The organism is Larkinella insperata, from assembly GCF_026248825.1.
Classification (GTDB): Bacteria; Bacteroidota; Bacteroidia; order Cytophagales; family Spirosomataceae; genus Larkinella; species Larkinella insperata.
In genome coordinates this window covers 6218012-6235294 of the sequence record NZ_CP110973.1, presented here as the reverse complement: position 1 = coordinate 6235294, position 17283 = coordinate 6218012, and the positions used below count along the sequence as shown (strand labels likewise).

Annotated in this window: 10 protein-coding genes; all 10 read right to left on the bottom strand. The window is 55.9% G+C overall.

The window, feature by feature from the left end; translation table 11 throughout:
• Position 1 precedes the first annotated feature (1 nt).
• Positions 2 to 745, bottom strand: coding sequence for a CPBP family intramembrane glutamic endopeptidase (locus tag OQ371_RS25145; RefSeq protein WP_265991210.1), 744 nt, complete (start codon positions 743 to 745; stop codon positions 2 to 4).
• Between the two features lie 84 nt (positions 746 to 829).
• On the bottom strand, positions 830 to 1234 hold the full coding sequence (locus tag OQ371_RS25140) for an NUDIX hydrolase (protein ID WP_265991209.1): 405 nt from the start codon (positions 1232 to 1234) through the stop codon (positions 830 to 832).
• Between the two features lie 27 nt (positions 1235 to 1261).
• Positions 1262 to 2044 carry a glycerophosphodiester phosphodiesterase gene (locus OQ371_RS25135; protein WP_265991208.1) on the bottom strand — a complete coding sequence of 261 codons (783 nt, stop codon included), beginning with the start codon at positions 2042 to 2044 and terminating at the stop codon, positions 1262 to 1264.
• 5 nt (positions 2045 to 2049) lie between these two features.
• Positions 2050 to 3825 (bottom strand): purple acid phosphatase family protein, encoded by a 1776-nt coding sequence (locus tag OQ371_RS25130; protein WP_265991207.1) that lies wholly within the window; start codon positions 3823 to 3825, stop codon positions 2050 to 2052.
• 61 nt (positions 3826 to 3886) lie between these two features.
• Positions 3887 to 5263: a PhoPQ-activated pathogenicity-related family protein gene (locus tag OQ371_RS25125; RefSeq protein ID WP_265991206.1), complete on the bottom strand. Its 1377-nt coding sequence runs from the start codon at positions 5261 to 5263 to the stop codon at positions 3887 to 3889.
• Positions 5264 to 5399: 136 nt separating this feature from the next.
• Positions 5400 to 6653: a hypothetical protein gene (locus OQ371_RS25120; protein WP_265991205.1), complete on the bottom strand. Its 1254-nt coding sequence runs from the start codon at positions 6651 to 6653 to the stop codon at positions 5400 to 5402.
• 12 nt (positions 6654 to 6665) lie between these two features.
• A complete protein-coding gene (locus OQ371_RS25115; protein ID WP_265991204.1) occupies positions 6666 to 8306 on the bottom strand; it encodes a SusD/RagB family nutrient-binding outer membrane lipoprotein in 1641 nt (546 codons plus the stop codon).
• Between the two features lie 15 nt (positions 8307 to 8321).
• Positions 8322 to 11738 (bottom strand): SusC/RagA family TonB-linked outer membrane protein, encoded by a 3417-nt coding sequence (locus OQ371_RS25110; protein WP_265991203.1) that lies wholly within the window; start codon positions 11736 to 11738, stop codon positions 8322 to 8324.
• A gap of 171 nt (positions 11739 to 11909) precedes the next feature.
• Complete coding sequence (locus tag OQ371_RS25105) at positions 11910 to 13604, bottom strand: SusD/RagB family nutrient-binding outer membrane lipoprotein (protein WP_265991202.1); 1695 nt, start codon at positions 13602 to 13604, stop codon at positions 11910 to 11912.
• 27 nt (positions 13605 to 13631) lie between these two features.
• Positions 13632 to 17201, bottom strand: a complete 3570-nt coding sequence (locus OQ371_RS25100; RefSeq protein WP_265991201.1) for a SusC/RagA family TonB-linked outer membrane protein — start codon at positions 17199 to 17201, stop codon at positions 13632 to 13634.
• Positions 17202 to 17283: the final 82 nt, after the last annotated feature.

The window sequence follows — 17283 nt, the reverse complement described above, 5'->3', positions numbered from 1 at the left end:
TTCATAAGAGATAGAAAATGCTATAGGTCATTCCCAGGTTGAAACCCGCGTGGCAGCTGATTGCCCCCAGAATCGAACCGGCGTGCTGGCGGCATAGGAAGAATAAACGGCTTACGGCGTACATCGCAACGACCCACAAAAACGCGGGGACTGGCAGGAATTGCCACGCACCGGACAGATACACCAAACCAAAATGCGAAATATGGGTCAGGGCGAAAGCCCAGCTGTCAACGAAAGAGGCTCTGGTTTCGCCCAGAGAGGTTGCCAGACTTGCGTGAACAATACCCCTGAAGAACAACTCTTCGCCAACGGGACTGAAAAGCATACCGGTCGCGGCAAAAATGGAAAAGTAAATCAGTTTGTCTTCCGGCGTAAGCGGGTGCGGTATTTTGTAGGTTCTTCCAATGTAGCGGTACCAATTGCTGGGCGTGTTTTCATAAAGTAAATCGCCCAGAAAATAGAGAAGCAGGCTGAACAAAATACCGATCAGGAACCCATAAAGCAGCCAGGAATACCGCTTCGGTCTGGAAATTCCGGCCTTTCTTCTTCCGGTTTTTGTTAAAAAAACGAAGGGCAGCAGCGCCGAGATCACCATGATCAAGGATAAGGAACCGTAACTGCCGGTGCTGTTGGCGCGCAGAACGATCAGGAACCGGGGCACGCAGACCATCAGAAGCAATACGAACCCGAACGTTTGATCGAATCGAAAAAAACGATTCCAGAAGGGCCTGAGCGCTGGTTCCATGCAGTTTAAAAGGACTTTAATTTTTTGTTTGGCCGCTACTGTTCAGGTTCGGCCAACTGTGCGGCCATTGTTGACAGCAGGGCCCTAGCCTAGTAAGTTTCTTTGCTTTAGATAGTCAAAGATTACCTGATCAACCTCCGAAACACGGTCTTTATCTGCGTAGGTCAGCCACCGGATTTCCTCAATTTCGGCATTGGCTTTCAGCTGCCCGCTGTAGTCGGCCGAGTAACAGGTCATTTGTACCAAAACGCCCGCCGGGTGTCCGTGGGCCTGAGCGCGGAAAATGCCCATGGGTTTGAGCGTGGCTACGTCTATTTCGACCGTCAGCTCTTCGTTGATTTCACGAAACAGAGCCTGTTCATCCGTTTCGCCGACTTCCCGTTTGCCGCCCGGAATGTAATACTTGTCCTTCCCATACGTCTTTGTGGAAAGGATGGATTTGCCTTTCAACTCAATCCAGGCTAATTTATCGATGACGGTATTTGGCATAAGGGAGGCAAGGTAACACGTTGCTTACTATTTTTTCAGCGCCTGACTCACCCGCTCCACAAAATCCGTCTGGATTACATCCACGCCCATTTGGGCGGCTTTCCGGTAGTGTTCCGGTGTTTCGAAAAAGTCCAGCGCGTCGGAAAACACCCGAATCCCGTGGGCGTGAATTCGCTGGATCAGTTCGGCCGTCAGCGAGGGCCAGCGGACGTCAAACGCGTAGGGCTGCAACTGCTGAACCTTGGCGGTCATCTCGTCGGCGCTCCGCAGCGAGGGCATGAGTTTCGCCCGGGGAAACGCCTGCTTTAGCGCCATCAGAAAGGCGTCGGAACCGTAAAAAACGGCATCGTCCAGCAGATTCAGTTCAGCCAGTTCATCAACCAGCTTCTGGGGTTGCACGGCCTTACAATCGACGTAAAGATGAACTTTCCGGGTGCTCGTTTGATTCCAGTCGCGCAGCAGCCGCCCCACTTCCTTCAGCGTCGGAATCCGCTCTTCGTTGAACGATTCGCCGAAGCCTTTGCCCGCCGAAAGTTGTTTCAGCTCGGCCAGCGTCCGGTTCTGAACCGGCCCCGAACCGTTCGTGGTGCGGTCCAGATTGCCGTCGTGCAGAATGACTAATTGCCCGTCCCGGGTGGTTCGAACGTCGATTTCGAGGTAACTGACCGGCCATTGCAAAACCGTCCGGAACGTCGCCAGCGTGTTTTCCGGGGCTACGAGCGATGAACCCCGGTGGGCCGAAATGGCGGTTTGGGCAAACGCCGGAAGTTGAAACACCGCCCAGAACAAAAGCAGAAAGTAAGATCGCATCAGGATTACTTAGTAATGGTTAACGCATCCTTCACCCGGCTATCTTTGTCGTAAACCGTGTAAACTAGCTTTTTGCCGTCGATTTTCAGGTGCTGATAAAACGGTCCGTCGTTGTAACGAACCTGCGCGTAGGGTTCGTCGGGCCAGTCCTCGTGGTGGCTCGGAATCCCGATTGAGATGGTGTAAATCGTTCCCTTCAACGGCGACGAAACCGGTTTTTCGGCCAACATAGGTTTGGTGCGGAGGTAGTAGTGAACGTGGCCGCTCATGACCATATCGACGTGGTACTGATCGAACAGGCGGCCCCACTGCCGGCGAATATCGGCGTAATCTTCCTCGAAGTTGTAGGGCGGAAAATGGAAAAAGGCAAACTTCCAGTCGGCTTTGGAATTGGCAAGCTGCTCCTGGATCCAGGCGGTTTGCGCTTCGATGGGCGAGGTGGCGTCGATCATTAGAAACAGGGCATTCTGGTACGTAAAGGCGTACGTTTGCTCGGCCGGAACGTCCGCCGTTTTCGGTCCGTTTTTCGGCAGGCTGAACATCTCCCGGTACATCCCCGCGCCCAGCCCGTCCTGGCTGTCGTGGTTACCGGGAATGGGCATCAGCGGTTTCTGCGCGAAAATACCGCCCGAGTACTGCCAGAGTTCGTCCCATTCGTCGCGGTGCAAACCCGTGCTGACCAGATCGCCCGCGATGGAGTAAAAGGCAATTTCGGGATGTCGGCGGACGGTTTGTTGGGCCATTGCGCCCCAGTCCGGCGACTTGTGCGTGTCGCCAAACCAGATAAACGAAAAGCCCTCCGGTGCGGCCGCCTGCGTTTTAAACGTTGCGGTTTTCGACCAGCCGGTTTTCGAGCCAACCCGGTACCCGTACGTACTTCCGGCTTTGAGTCCGGTGAGCTTGGCTGTGAACCGGTTTGCATACCGGTCATTCTGCAACAGCCGGTCTTCCATCTTGAAAACCGAAGCCGTGGCCGACAGGGTGTCCGTTGTGCCCAGCGGCCAATACTGCACCAGGCCGTCAGAAACCGTTGCCGCCGTTCGCCATTGAATATCGCGGGTGGTGGCCGCGTCACCGCTCCACGTTTGCAGAACCTGGTCGGGCTGGGCCGTAGCGGGGGTGCTGGTTTTGCGAAAAGCCCCAATCAGGTGTGCTTCCCGCGCCCGGCCCCGAATGGTCTGAAACAGGGTTTGGCCGCGCAGCGACGCCGGCACGTCGGTCAGGGTAAGGTCACTCCAGTCGTGGTAAGTGAACGCGCCCAGCCGCAGTATCGCCAGCGTTTGATCCGCCGGAAAAACGTTGGTGATCGTTACTGGGTTGCCCGGTTTCTGCGGGCCGACGCTGATGAAATAAACGGGTCGGTGTTTGTCGAAGCCGTTGATTCCCAGCTCCACGTTGCCGGCCTCGAACGGTTTCTGCCACACTTCGTAGGTGTATTCTTCGTTTTTGACGACGAGTTTCGTCTTTTTAAAGCCGCTGGTTTTCAGCCAGAAGGGCGGAATTTTCTGGTCCTGATGACGCATGATTGACACCGTAACGGGTTGGTCTACCTCGAAGGTTATATACTGCGTGGCCAGGACTTTCTTCTCGGGTTCGGTCAAAAACTGGAGCACATACGCCTGGCTGATGGTGTCAAGTTGTTCGGGTTGGAGCGTTTGGTAAAGCCGGGTGACGGCTCCGTCCATTACGGCTTTTACGGTGTTGTCGGCGGGTTGTGATTCCTTTTGGCAGGAGAAAAATAAACCGGAAACTAAGAGGGGCAGGGTAAGGGTGAACTTCATCGGTGGGTAATAAGGCTTTCGACCGCCCCGGCAGAACTAGCCGGGGCGGCATCATCGGCCGTTAAATGGAACTTTGTTTGAGAAAAACTTCGTCGTTGTCGGTCAGAAACATGCGGGTGCTCTCCGTATATTCCCCGCCGTTGGGGTCTTTGTATTTCAGATCGACGTAAAAAGCCCGGTAGCCGGACGTGGGGTAGGGCTGCGTGATTTCTACTTTGGACTGTCCTTTAACGCCCAGGCTTTTGCCCGCCCATTTTTCGTCCTGGAAAATCCGGTCTTCCGAATCCGCCGACCAGACCACGGCATCGACCAGCGCATTGGCCGTGGTTTGGATGGTCAGCCGGACGCCGGTTTTGGTGCCGGAAGCCTCCCACTTGCACACCGGGTACGGCTTTTTTGCCATCGTCATGCCAAAAAACGCGCTCAATCCTTCGAACGCCTGTTTGCCGTCACCCAAGTTGTGTCCGGTGTTGGGCACGTAATGAATCAGGTTCTCACCGGGAATGTCGTCGTAGTAGTTTTTGATCGCGTCTACGGTCCAGTACGGGTCGTTGGTGCCCATGAAAATCATCTTGGGCATGGTCAGCTTTTTCCGGTAGGAGTAGGGGTCCACCATCTGGGTGATGGCGTTGCCGTCCGGGGTGCGGGCCGTCTGCGGAATGCCCAGATTGACGTAATCTTCGATTTCCACGCTGTATTTGTTCCAGGACTTGATCTGGTAATCAAGGTTGACGGGCATGTTCAGAATATCGATCACCATCGGAGCAATGGCCGTTACGCGTTTGTCCTTGGCCCCGGTCAGCCAGGTGGTCCAGCCGCGTTTGGAAGCCCCCGAAACCACAAACCGGTTGATGTCCCGTTTCAGCGTCTGCTTCGAAAACTCCTGCACGGCATCCATCGCCCGGACCGCACTTTTAACCATCGGAAACAGCAGCGGCCAGGTGTAATCGTGGTCTTTTTTGAAGTTGTGGAGCGTGAAAGAAATCAGCGCGTCTTCGGTCAGGTTGTTGTAAAGGGGCTGATTGGGCGTTTGCCGGAGAATCGAAACAATGGCTTTGTTTTTAACCGCAATCCCGGCCAGACCCTGCAACACCTTGTCGTCGGAGCCGCCATTCCAGTTCGGCTGTTCGCTCTTGTTGGAGCCGCCGGTGATGAACAGCAACGCGCCGTCGTACTGGTTTTCGTTCGGCACCAGTACCGTCAGTTGGTGCCGCCAGGTGTGCTCGCGCCATTTCTGCGAGGTCAGCAGCAGGTGGTAACCTTTGGCCGGACCGGCTTCGAAGGTTTCTTTCACTTCCCACCGAAAGGTTTTATCGCCGTTGTTCAGGTAACTCTGCAGTGCGGTTTCCGGCGTAACGGGCTCCCTTTTCGGAGAATCGAACGCGCCAAAGGACAGGCTGATAAGCAGCAGAAAAGGGGTTAAGAGTCGTTTTTGCATGGTGTTGGTTTTATGGGTGATGTTGGGTGGACCGGTACCGGGCTATGAAGCTGATCCCTGCCACTGTCCCTGGTCCCTGCCCCGGGGTTATTCTCGGGGTTATCCGGAGTCAGGCCCTTCGGGCTTTTGGATTGGATCAGGGGGCGGCTTTGGGACTTTCGACCACCAGTTTTAGCGCCTGATCAATGTACCGCTCGCCGGCTATTTCTCCCAGACTGGTCCGGCTGATGTATTCATACCGTTTGAAACTGTTAAAATCAACTTTGGTCAGCAGGTAACCAAAGGCATCGTTGGTCAGGCCGAACAGGAACGGCAACGGGGTGTTCATGTGTCGCTTGAGGTAATAACCGATATTGGGCAGGGCCTCGCCGGGAATCGTTAGAATCTGGGCCGGACCGATGTTCAGCAGATTCAGCTGGGTCGAGACGGTGTTGGTCTCGCTGAGCTTATACCCAAGCGGTGAGTTTTTAATGATGTATTTCATGACCTCCGACTCCACCGGGAATTCCACTTTACGGGCCGTGCAGTAGAGTGACGGATTTGTCAGCACCGGCGCCGGCCCCACGATTCGCAAGGCTTCCTCGCCCAGCAACTCACCAATTCGGATGCATTCCTCCCAGGTATTCTCTTCCTTGCCGCCCGGTCGCCGGACATCCGCCGTGACCATGCCGCCCTGGGCGCCGTTCATAAAAATTGCCATCCCGCCGGTTTTGGCTTCAATCTTAGCGTACAGCGGTCCGCATAAATCCGGGCTCAGAATGCCGCGATCCGGGCCGATAACCTCGGGGTGAATGGCGTAGTTGACCAGCGTAACAATTGGTTGACCCGACACCGTCAGCGCCTGAATTACCCCGCAGCGCGGGTCGTACAATTCCTCGGCGTAATAGTTAAACGCAATCTTGCCCTTGGCCTCTCCGACAGCTATTTTCAGCCCGGCTGGTTGGAGGTTCGCCACGGCTTCTTCCACGGTTTCAGCAACCTGCTTCACGCATTTTTCCAGATATGCCAGGTCAGCACGCGCGTGACCCGACTGGTCTGGGAAACCGTAGGCGTCGGGTCCGCTGTGGGTGTGCGTCGCACCGATCAGCACGTTTTTCGGGGGAATACTTCTGATCAGCGCCCGCGATTTATCGCCCAGGACCGAGGGCCAACCCAGGTTATCGACGCTCACAATGGCGATCCGCGTCGGCCCTTTTTCCAGCACAAACGCCCGGACAAAGAGATCGCCCTTTTGCTCGGTCACCTTTTTGGGCGTGCCGATACCGCCGGAAACGGGCAGCAACGGATTGGGGGTTATCACCCGCCGGGCTGCCCCCGCCCGCAGCGGCTGGGCGCGGGCGAAAACCGTTACGGCCCCCAGCAGAAATACCAGCAGAAACGTCTTTTTCATTGCGATCAACACTTACCACGGTTTGGCCGTACCCTGCAATACCCACGGTTTCGACCAGGCGCTGTTTTTGCCGTCGGCTTCCGAGAAGGGAGTCTGCTCCAGCCGGTTCAGGGCCGCGTCGGCGTTGGCTTTGTTGAGGTTACGTTCGTCGAGCATGTAGTAAAACCGCACGGGCAGTACCTTCCGTTTGGCGTTTGGCCCCGCGGCCAGTTGCGGGAAACCCGTCCGGCGGTAGTCAAACCAGGCTTCGGTAGCGGCTGTCCAGCTGGCAATCCATTTTTGCTCGATGATCTGCTGCTGGGTACCGTTAAAAGCTACCCCTTTCTGAGCGATGTAAGCGGCATAGGCACCGTCAACGCCCCAGGTTTCGAGCGAGTTTTTGATGCCGGCTTCGTACCGGGCTTTGGCGTCCCCGGCGGCCCAGCCTTTCTGAGCTGCTTCAGCCAGAATAAAATTCACCTCCGATGCCGCCAGCAGCCGGGCTTTCAGAAGCGGCCCTTTGGCGGCCCGGTAGATGTCGTTCAGCCAGGAAACGTGCGGATTTTTGGCGGCCTGTTCGCCGGTCTGGCTCAGGTTGTAGGTCGATCCGCCCACGATGGCCGTGGGTAGACCCACATAATTAGGATCGGTATTGACTTCCTTTCCGGCCACCTGGTCGGGCGAGAGGTACCGTTTTCCGTCCACAATTTTGTCGGTTTTGGCCGGAAGCGTCGCATCGACCACCAGCGGAATCTGAACTTTATTGGCCCAGACCGTCAGCCGCGGGTCGTTGATCGCCAGCAGGGCTTTGACGAAGGTGTCGGCCATTTTGAGTCGGCGGTAGTTGCTTTCGGTGGCGTCGTAGGTGGTATTGGCGGGCCAAGAATCGGCGTTGCTGTTGCCCGCAAACGGCATGGCGGCATCGTCGGCCGAAGCGGTTATGATTGGATACTGAGCGGCATTGGCCACGATTTTTTCAATACCGGCTTTGGCCACGTCGGGCTTTTTCGACGAAATCCGCATGTAATACCGTAACGCCAGTGAGTTGGCCAGTTTGCGCCATTTGCCCGGATCGCCTTTGTAGTAAACGTCAGCGGCTTCGGCGGTGCTGTTGTAGGCGCTTTTGGGTTTCGACAACAGGGTGTTGGCCTTTTCCAGATCGGCCAGAATACCCGTGTAGATGGCTTCCTGCGTATCGAAAACCGGGAAGGTGTTTTCGGCCCCGCCCAACTCGCCCTTCAGGGCCTGGCTGTAGGGCGCATCCCCCCAGAGGTCGGTAATCAGGCCGAAAAGCATGGATTTCATGACCAGCGCAATGCCCTGGTGGAGTTCGAAGTCCAGCGCTACGGCGCGGTCATAAACGTACTGGTTGTTGCGCAGGATGTCGTAGTATTCGCTCCAGCTCTGGCTGCCGCCCCATTCGTAATCGTTGTGGGCGCCACTCCAGCCGTCTTTCTGCGTGTGCTGCATCACCCCGGCAATATCCTGATACCCCAGGTTGACAAACGCTCTGCCGGTTTCGGTCAACACCGTCGAAAGCACCAGATTGGGGTGGGCCGTGGCCGGATTGACCCCGTTGGGGTTCACGTTCAGATCCGCCAGGTTCTTACAGGAAGATACCGTCAGGATCAGGCCAACAACGAGACTTAAAAAGGGAAAAGATATCAATTTCATGAGGATGAAGATCGATTAAAACGTTAAACCAAGCCGGAAACCCACCGGAATGACCCAGGGCAGGACGTTATACCGCTCGATACCCTGTTTGAACTGAATGCCGGACCCCTGCACACCCGATTCGACCTGGAAGGCCATTTCGGGGTCGATGCCGATTTTGGCCGCCGTCCACAGAATGATGTTTCGGCTGTAGACCGACACGTTCGCATTTTGCAAGCCCATCCGTTTGACGAGGCCCTGCGGCAGGTCATAGCCCAGCGATACTTCGCGCAGTTTGAGGAACGACGCATCGAACAGGTTGGCCCGCGTAAACGACCAGGTGGTTGCTCCGGCGAAGGGCAGCATCATCGTGCCGGGGCCACCCAGATTTTCCTTGTACCCCGTAGGCTCACCGGTTTCGTCGTAGCCGGTGGCAATCACGCCCGGAATGAAAACCCCGCCGTGGGGCAGCGTGTAGGGGCCGTATTTAAACGGAAAGCTGCCGTACTCGGGCGTGGGGCCGCCCACCACCGGGAAGTTGTTGCCGCTAATCTGAATGAGTTTGTCCTGATTTTCCACCAGATAATTACGCAGGGCGTCGCCAGTCAGGCCGTTGGGGTTAATGAGCTTGTCGTAAAACAGTTGCGACCGGCCATCTTCTTCCCCGTAGCGGTATGTTTGCGACACAAAATCTCCGCCGTTCCGCCAGTCGAAGGTCATGTTCAGGCTGAAACCCCGGTACGTCAGCGAGGTTTGCAGGCCGAGCAGAAACCGGGGGTTGAAATTGCCGATTTTATTCTTCGTATCAATGGCGTCAATGTACTGCCATTTACCGGTCTGGTCCAGAATTGGGTAGCCAAAGTAGGGCGAATTTTTGTCTTCCACCGTCACCACCTTGGCGTCGTAAATATCGCCGATTTCGTCGCCCACGTACGTCCAGGCTCCGCCCTTGGCGTCGGTCCAGAGGGTGAAGTAGGGGAGGTCGTCGGAGAGCTTTTCGATGGTGGTGCGGTTGCGGGTCAGGTTGGCGTTTACATCCAGCCGCCAGCCGTTTTTCTCGATGGGGGTGCCGCCAAGCGTCAGTTCAATACCCCGGCTGACGAGCAAACCCGCGTTGATGTTTTTGGTCGTATACCCCGAAGAGGGCGGTAGTTTGGTGCTCAGGATCTGGTTCCGGTTCTCGGAAACGTAGTAGGTAGCACTGGCCCGCAGCCGGTTTCGAAACAAATTCAGGTCAACGCCAAATTCCGAAGAGGTGGCAATTTCCGGTTTCAAATCCGAGAGCAGGAGCGTTCCCGGCACGTTCAGACGCGGAATACCGTCCCAGGTTCCGGCGTTGGTCAGCGTACTGAGCAGCATGTACGGATTGGCGTCGTTGCCCACCTGCGCGATGCCGCCCCGCAGCTTCAGCAAACTGATGGTGTTGGAAACCGGCAGAATTTCGTTCAGCAAAACACTCAGCGACGCCGACGGGTAGAAGTACGACCGGTTATTGACCGGCAGCGTGCTCGACCAGTCGTTGCGGGCCGTCAGATCGAGGTACACCATGTCTTTGAAGCTCAGGTTAGCCAGACCGTACAGGCTGTAAATACCCCGGTAAAATTTGGTGCTGTTGTAGTCGAGGTTGGCGGGGGCAATGTTCTGAATGGTGAAAATGCCCGGAACAATCAGGCCGGTGCCGTTGCGGGTGGCATTCATAAGGTTCGAGCCGGTTTGGTAACGGTAATTCCCACCCCCCGAAACCGACAGGCCAAAGCCGCCGATGTCTTTTTTGTAGGTGGCCAGAAAGTCGGCATTGCTTTCAAACGAGCCAATGTTGATCAGACCGTAGGCTCCGCGCGGATCGTTGACGTAGCTGTTGGCAATTTTGGTTTCGCGCTGTTCCTGGTAGGTGTCGAGCGAATACCGCCCCATGAAACTGAAATCCTTGGTAAGCTGCCAGTCGGCGCGCAGGTTGCCGAAAATCCGGTCGCGCGTGAAGCTGTTGTTGATTTCGTTTGCCAGAAAGTAGGCGTTGTTGTAAACTCCGTTGTACTGGGTGCGCTGCTGCAAGCCTTCCTGGCCGGGCATCCAGTAATCCCGCATATCCCGGATGTCGATGTGGGGCGAGGTATTGTAGGCGGCTTGCAGCGGGTTGCCCCCCCGGTTTCCGGCGGGCCGGTTGTTGGAGTTGTTGCGGCTGATGTCGAGGTTGGTGCTGAGCCGGAGTTTGTCGTTTACCTTGAGCGAGGTACTCAGGTTCAGGGTGTTTTTGAAAAGGTCAGTGTTTGGAATAATCCCCCGGTTCTGCATGTTCGAGTACGAAATCCGGTAGGTGATCTGGTCGGTGTTGTTGGCGATGGAAATCCCGTTGGTGGAGGTAATCCCGGTCCGTACGAAATTCCGGACGTTGTTTTTGTGGGACACCAGCGGCAGCGGAATCGGTTTGCCGTTGGCATCCAGCGGGCTGTTCCACTGCACTTCCTCGTACCCTTTGTCCAGGGCTGCTCCGTAGGTAGCGCCAATTTCCTCCTGAATCAGTTTGCCAAACGGGTTGGTCAGCGGGTTGTTGCTGACCGAAGTAGGGATGGCCGAAAACTGACCCGAGCCAAAGCCGGTCTGCCAGTTGAGGAACTTGTAGGGCTGATCAAAAACCGTATTGGAGCTAACGTTCACCGTTAGTCGTTTCACTTTGGAACCGCTTTTGGTGGTGATCAGCACCACGCCGTTACCGGCCCGGGTTCCGTAGAGCGCGGCTGCACTCGGACCTTTCAGGATGGAAATAGTTTCGATGTCGTCGGGGTTCAGGCCGGAGATCGCATTGCCGTAATCCACCCGGTTGTCGGTACCGACCTGGCTGACGTTGTTAAGCGTATTGGCAATCGGAACGCCATCGACCACAAACAGCGGCTGGTTATCGTTGCTGAGCGATTTGGCCCCGCGGATGACCATGCTGACCGACGAACCCGTACCACCCGTAGCGCTGATGGTGACCCCAGCCACCCGCCCGGCCAGGCCGTTGAGTACGTTTTCCTGCACCACGCGGGTCAGGTCTTTGCCCTCAATTTTGCCAACCGAATAACCGAGAGAACGTTCCTCGCGTTTGATCCCGAGGGCCGTCACCACGGCTTCCTGCAGGGTTTCGGCGCTTTCGGTCAGGGTAACGTCAAGGACGGTACGGTTACCCACGGGCACTTCCTCGGTTTGGTAGCCGATGTAGGAGTACACCAGCACCGGATTGGCTCCGCTGACATCCAGCATGTACCGACCGTTTTGATCGGAGGTGGTACCGGTCTGGGTGCCTTTGATCAGTACGTTGACACCGGGAATGGGGGAGTTGTCGGTGCCAAGCCGGATGGTTCCGGTTACCCGGCGACCAGACTGCGCCCCGGCGGAAGAAACACTGAGCACCAGCAGCCATAGGCCGACCAGCAAACACCGAAGCCTTTGCGGGCAAATTAAAGGTTGATTCATCGTTTTCTGAAAAGAGGGTTTAAAATGCAGGTTTACAGCAATCAGAAAAACAGATACGTGGTGGATTATGAAGATATGGTGCTAAAATATAAATAATTTGCGTAAAAAAGGGTGGATTTTCGCCCACCCTTTTTTACGCTGTTTCGTATCAATAGACCGCAGGTAGTCAGTTTACCAGGGTTTGCCGGTGCCCTGAACGATCCAGGGTTTAGCCCACTGGCTGTTTTTGCCCCGAATTTTCGTGTGCGTGTTTTCTTCCAGTCTGCTAAGGGCGCTAATCGAGTTGGCGTTGTTGTAATTGGTTTCGTTATCGCCGTAGATAAACCGGAGGGGCAGTGCGTTTTCGGGTGAAGCCGGACCGGCCTGGAAGGTTGGTAAGCCCGTGCGACGGTAATCCATCCAGGCTTCGGTGGCGGCTGTCCAGCTGGCAATCCACTTCTGCTCCAGAATCTGCGCTTGCGTGTTGTTAAATTTCACGCCTTCTTTCTGGCTGTAGGTAGCGAATTGATCGGCTACCCCCCAGGTTTCCAGCGAGTTCTTGATTCCGGCTTCGTAGTGCGTTTTGGCATCCCCGGCGGCCCAGCCTTTCTGAGCCGCTTCGGCCAGAATGAAGCTTACTTCGGCGGCTGAAATCAGACGGGCTTTCAGCAAACCGCCTTTGCTGCCGCGGAATACCTCGGCCAGTTGAGAGACGTGCTGGTTCTGTACCACCTGGCCCGGAGTCGGGTTGTAATTGTACGAGCTGGGGTCGATCAGACCGGCGGGAACGCCCACGTACTCGCGGGTGTCGACCGCTACGGTGAACGTGTTCGGGTTGAAGTGCCGCGTGAATTTGTTGCCCGCTTTGGTTTCGGTCAGAAACTGGGCATCCGTCAGGGAAACGGTTCCAGTTTGAATTACGCCGTTTTTCCGGATAAACTGATCAACCGGCGTCGCCAGGGTCGGATCGGCTACCCACTGAACATAGACGGGCGCAAACCAGACTTTCAGCCGGGGGTCGCCGTTGGTCAGCAGTTTGTCCATCAATAATTTAGCCGGTTTGCGACGACGGTATTCCGACGGGTCGGATTCCCACTGCACGGCTCCGGGCCAGGAGTCGTCCTGCTTGCTGCCGATGTAATCCATCACGGCATCTTCACTGGCCGATTTGAGGTAAACGCCCGACGAATAAATGCTTTCGATACCGGCTTTGGCCACATCGGGGAGTTTGCCCGACAGGCGCATGTAGTACCGCAGCAGGAGGGAGTTGGCAAACTTCTGCCACTTGGCCGGGTCGCCGTTGTAGTACACGTCGTAGCCCGTCCGGTAACCCGTTGCGTCCCCGGCGGCAAACAGCGTCGAAGCGGCTTTCAGGTCTTCAATAATCCCTTTGTAAATAACTTCCTGGCTGTCGTATTTGGGCGTAACGTAGTCGTTGGAAACATCGCCTTTCAGCGCGTCGGTGTAGGGGGCATCGCCCCACATATCCGTGATGTTTCCAAACAGAAAGGCCCGCATGGTCAGGGCTACTCCCTGGTGGAACTTGTAATCGAGGGCGACGGCCCGTTTATACAGGAAATCGTTGTTGCGCAGGAGGTCATAATAGCTACTCCAGTCTCTGGGCGACCAGTCGTAGCTGTTGTGGGCGCTGAACCAGCCGTCTTTCTGCGTGTGCTGCACAACGCCCGCGATGTCGCCGTACCCCAGATCGAGGTAGTTTTTGGCGGCCTGGCTCATGACCGTCGGCATGAGCATATTCGGGTTGGCCGACGCCGGATCAACCACGTTGGGGTTTTCGTTCAACTCGGTGAGTTTATCGTCGCAGGACGAGAGCACAACCATCGCCAGCACGAAAACGGCTTTAGAAAATAAAGTGAGTCGTTTCATAAAAAATGCTTTTCAGATATCTAACGATTACAGGCTGAACCCTAATTTAAAGCCAACAGGAATCGTCCAGGGCATCACGTTCTGCAACTCGATGCCCTGGCGGAACCGGCCACCATCGGCCTGAAAGGCGCGCTCGGGGTCGATGCCAATTTTGGAGGCTGTCCAGAGAATGATGTTCCGGCTGTAAACGGCAATGTTGGCATTGCGCAGGCCCCACAGTTTCGGAATGGTGTACCCAAACGAGATTTCCCGCAGTTTAACAAACGAGGCATCAAAGGTGATCTGCTGGTTGTAGCTCCAGGGATACGTGTCGGTGATGGGGTAAACTTTCGTGCCGGGGCCGCCCAGGTGCTCGGTGTACGAACCGTCGGCGTTCTGAATCACACCCGGAATAAAGCCGCCGTCGTACTCCAGCACACCGTCGCCGTTGGAGTCGAAGCTCATACCGCCCGTTTCCTGCGTATGGCCACCCACCCGGGGGAAGTTGCCGTTTTGCGGAATAATGTATTTTTCAGGGTCCGACTTGAGCATGGCCGCCAGGTCGGCGGCTGAATACAGACCGCCCGGAATCAGGTTGTCCAGCTGGCGTTGCGACCGCCAGTCGGATTCGCCGTAGCGGTAGGTGTACGACTGGAAGTTACCCCCGTTGCGCCAGTCGAAGCTGGCGTTCAGCGTAAACCGTTTGTAGGAAAGCGAAGCCTGCATCCCCATCATGAATTTGGGGTTGAAGTTGCCGACTTTTACCCGCTTGTCCCGGTCGTTGATCGAGATCCATTCGCCGTTATTGCTCAGAATTGGCCAGCGGTAATAGGGCGAGTTCGGATCTTCAACGTAAGCAAAGCCGCGGCTGTAAATGTTCCCGATTTCTTCCCCTACGAACGTGAAGGCTCCCCCGTTGTTGTCGTCCCACAACTGGTAGAAATCGATGCCCGGCGCCAGTTCCTTGATGGTGGTGCGGTTGCGGGTGAAGTTTAGGTTCAGGTCGAGATTCCAGCCGTTGGCGTCCTTGATGGGCGTTCCGCCGAGGGCAATTTCCCAGCCTTTGCTCACCAGCGATCCGGCGTTGATCAGCTTGCTGCCAAAACCCGACGAGCTTGGCGTGGTGACGGTCAGAATCTGGTTCCGGTTTTCGGCGTTGTAGTAGGTAGCGTCTAACCGGATCCGGTTGCTGAACAGGTTCAGTTCAACCCCAAACTCGGAAGAAGTCTGAATTTCCGGTTTCAGCTGCGGGTTCAGCAGCGTACCCGATACGTTGGTCGTGATCAGGCTGCCCCACTGACCAGTTCCCAGCGCCGGAACCAGCCGGTAGGGGTCGGTATCGTTACCCACCTGCGCCCAGTTGGCCCGGAGTTTCAGCAGGGAGATTTGCTGCGGCAGATTGAACGTGTAGTTGGCCAGCCAGCTCAGCGAAACCGAGGGGTAGAAGTACGAACGGTTGGCGGCTGGCAGCGTGCTCGACCAGTCGTTGCGGGCCGTCAAATCCAGGTAAACCTGATCTTTGTAACCCAGGTTGGCCGTTCCCAACAAGCTGTAAATAGCTTTCTGATAAGTGCCGTTGTTGAACGTCAAAGCCGTGTTCGGAACGTTGGCAATGCGGTACAGACCCGGAATCGTCAGTGTTGAACCGCCCATGTACGAGTCACGGTAGTTCTGCGACATGACGTTACCCCCGCCGGAAACACTCCAGTCGAAATCGTTGATTTTCTTCCGGTAGGTCACCATTGCGTCTACGTTGGTTTCCGTGCGGGCCAGATCCTGGAGGTAATAACCCCCGTTTTTCACCCGCGAATAGCTCCAGGGAATTTTGGTTTCCCGTTCTTCCGCAAAATTGTCGAGGGAGCCCCGCACGTACGCCGACAGTTCGGAGTTGATGTTCCAGTCCAGCTTAATGTTCCCGAAAATCCGGTCGCGGACAAAGCCGTTGTTGATGCCGTAGGCCAGGAAGTACGGGTTGTCGCCGTTGGTCGACGGAGCCCGCTGCTGGATTTGCTCGCTACCCGGAATCCAGTAGTCTTTCAGTTCACGAACGTCGACGTGCGGATACAGGTAAACCGCTTCCAGTGGGTTGGCCCCCCGGTTGGCGGTTGATGGACGGTTGTTGGATTTCGAGCGGACGAAGTTCAGGTTCGTGTTCAGCTTGAAATTTTTGCTGATGTCGAACGTTACGGCCGACGCCAGCGAGTTGCGAAACAGGTCTGAATTTGGAATCAGCCCTTTGTTGGTCATGTTGTTGAACGAAATCCGGTAGGTCGTTTTATCGCCCGACCCCGCCAGCGCGATGTTGTTGGTCGAGGTGATACCGGTTTCCAGAAAGTTCTTCATGTTGTCTTTGTAGGAGACCAGGGGCGTTGCAATCTTGTTGCCGTCGGGTCCCACCGGGCTGTTCCACTGAACGGCGGTGTTGCCCACATCCAAGGCCGGGCCACCCCAGTACGCCGAGCTTTCGTCCAGCCGGTTGTTGCGGTCGCCGTTGGCGTATTTGTAATGAAAATCCAGGTAGCGGAAGGGACGCTCAAATACGTTGCTGGTTGAAAACGTAATCCCGACGCCCCGGCCTTTCACTCCTTTTTTGGTCGTCACCAGAATAACCCCATTACCGGCCCGCGATCCGTAAAGAGCGGCCGCGCTGGGTCCTTTCAGCACCGAAATGCTTTCGATGTCTTCGGGGTTCAGGTCGGAAATGGCGTTCCCGTAGTCGACGTTGTTACGGTCGCCCATCGACCGGACGTTGTTGAGGGCATTGGCCACCGGCACGCCGTCGATTACAAACAGCGGCTGGTTGTCGCCCGTCAGCGATTTGGCTCCCCGGATCACCACGCTGATGGACGAACCGGCTCCACTGGTCTGGTTGATGGCTACCCCCGGTACGCGGGCTGCCAGCGAATTCATGACGTTTTCCTGCGCAACATTCGTGATGGCGTCGCCTTTCACTTCACCCACCGCGTAACCCAGCGCCCGTTTTTCCCGTTTGATCCCGAGGGCCGTCACCACGGCTTCCTGCAGGGTTTCGGCGCTTTCAGTCAGCACCAGATCAATGGTGCTGCGGTTGCCCACCGTCAGCTCCTGGGTTTCGAAACCGATGTACGAAAAAACCAGTACTGGGTTGGAGCCGCTCACGTCGATTGAATACCGACCGTCGCCGTCGGTATTCGCACCCGTCTGGGTTCCTTTCAGGACGACGTTTACTCCGGGCATGGCCGCACCGTCGGTTTTCGAAGTGACGCGTCCGCTCACTTTACGGGTTTGCTTTGCGTCGCCGGGCTCGAGGCCCGAACCGCCCTTTTTTCGGATGACAATGTTTTTGTTAACGGCTTTGAATTCCAGCGCCGATTGCTGTGAGATGCTGTTTAAAACGGTTTGTAGAGTTGTTCCATTCTCAATGCGAACGCGTTTGTCAAGATCGGTTTTGAGGTTGTCTTCGTAAAGAAAAACGTACCCGGTAATCTTGGTGATTTTGTGAATAATCGTGCTGATTTTGCCTTCCTCTTGGGAGAGGTTTATTTTGACATTTTCCAGATCGATTTCCGGTCGATCGGCCCAGGCAGCGGAGCAGCAAATCCCCGCGAGTAATGCTACCGCGAAGAGGTGCCTTAGCATTCGGTGGAAGATAAAATTTGAGTTCATAAGCGATGTAAAGAGGGAATTGTATTCGTAGATAGGTTGGATTTTATACGGTCAT

What these genes read in the sequence shown, in the direction of transcription:
- OQ371_RS25140 (WP_265991209.1), bottom strand. Translation starts at nt 1,234, where the DNA reads ATGCCAAATACCGTCATCGATAAATTAGCCTGGATTGAGTTGAAAGGC.
- OQ371_RS25135 (WP_265991208.1), bottom strand. Translation starts at nt 2,044, where the DNA reads ATGCGATCTTACTTTCTGCTTTTGTTCTGGGCGGTGTTTCAACTTCCG.
- OQ371_RS25125 (WP_265991206.1), bottom strand. Translation starts at nt 5,263, where the DNA reads ATGCAAAAACGACTCTTAACCCCTTTTCTGCTGCTTATCAGCCTGTCC.
- OQ371_RS25120 (WP_265991205.1), bottom strand. Translation starts at nt 6,653, where the DNA reads ATGAAAAAGACGTTTCTGCTGGTATTTCTGCTGGGGGCCGTAACGGTT.
- OQ371_RS25130 (WP_265991207.1), bottom strand. Translation starts at nt 3,825, where the DNA reads ATGAAGTTCACCCTTACCCTGCCCCTCTTAGTTTCCGGTTTATTTTTC.
- OQ371_RS25100 (WP_265991201.1), bottom strand. Translation starts at nt 17,201, where the DNA reads ATGCTAAGGCACCTCTTCGCGGTAGCATTACTCGCGGGGATTTGCTGC.
- OQ371_RS25145 (WP_265991210.1), bottom strand. Translation starts at nt 745, where the DNA reads ATGGAACCAGCGCTCAGGCCCTTCTGGAATCGTTTTTTTCGATTCGAT.
- OQ371_RS25115 (WP_265991204.1), bottom strand. Translation starts at nt 8,306, where the DNA reads ATGAAATTGATATCTTTTCCCTTTTTAAGTCTCGTTGTTGGCCTGATC.
- OQ371_RS25110 (WP_265991203.1), bottom strand. Translation starts at nt 11,738, where the DNA reads ATGAATCAACCTTTAATTTGCCCGCAAAGGCTTCGGTGTTTGCTGGTC.
- OQ371_RS25105 (WP_265991202.1), bottom strand. Translation starts at nt 13,604, where the DNA reads ATGAAACGACTCACTTTATTTTCTAAAGCCGTTTTCGTGCTGGCGATG.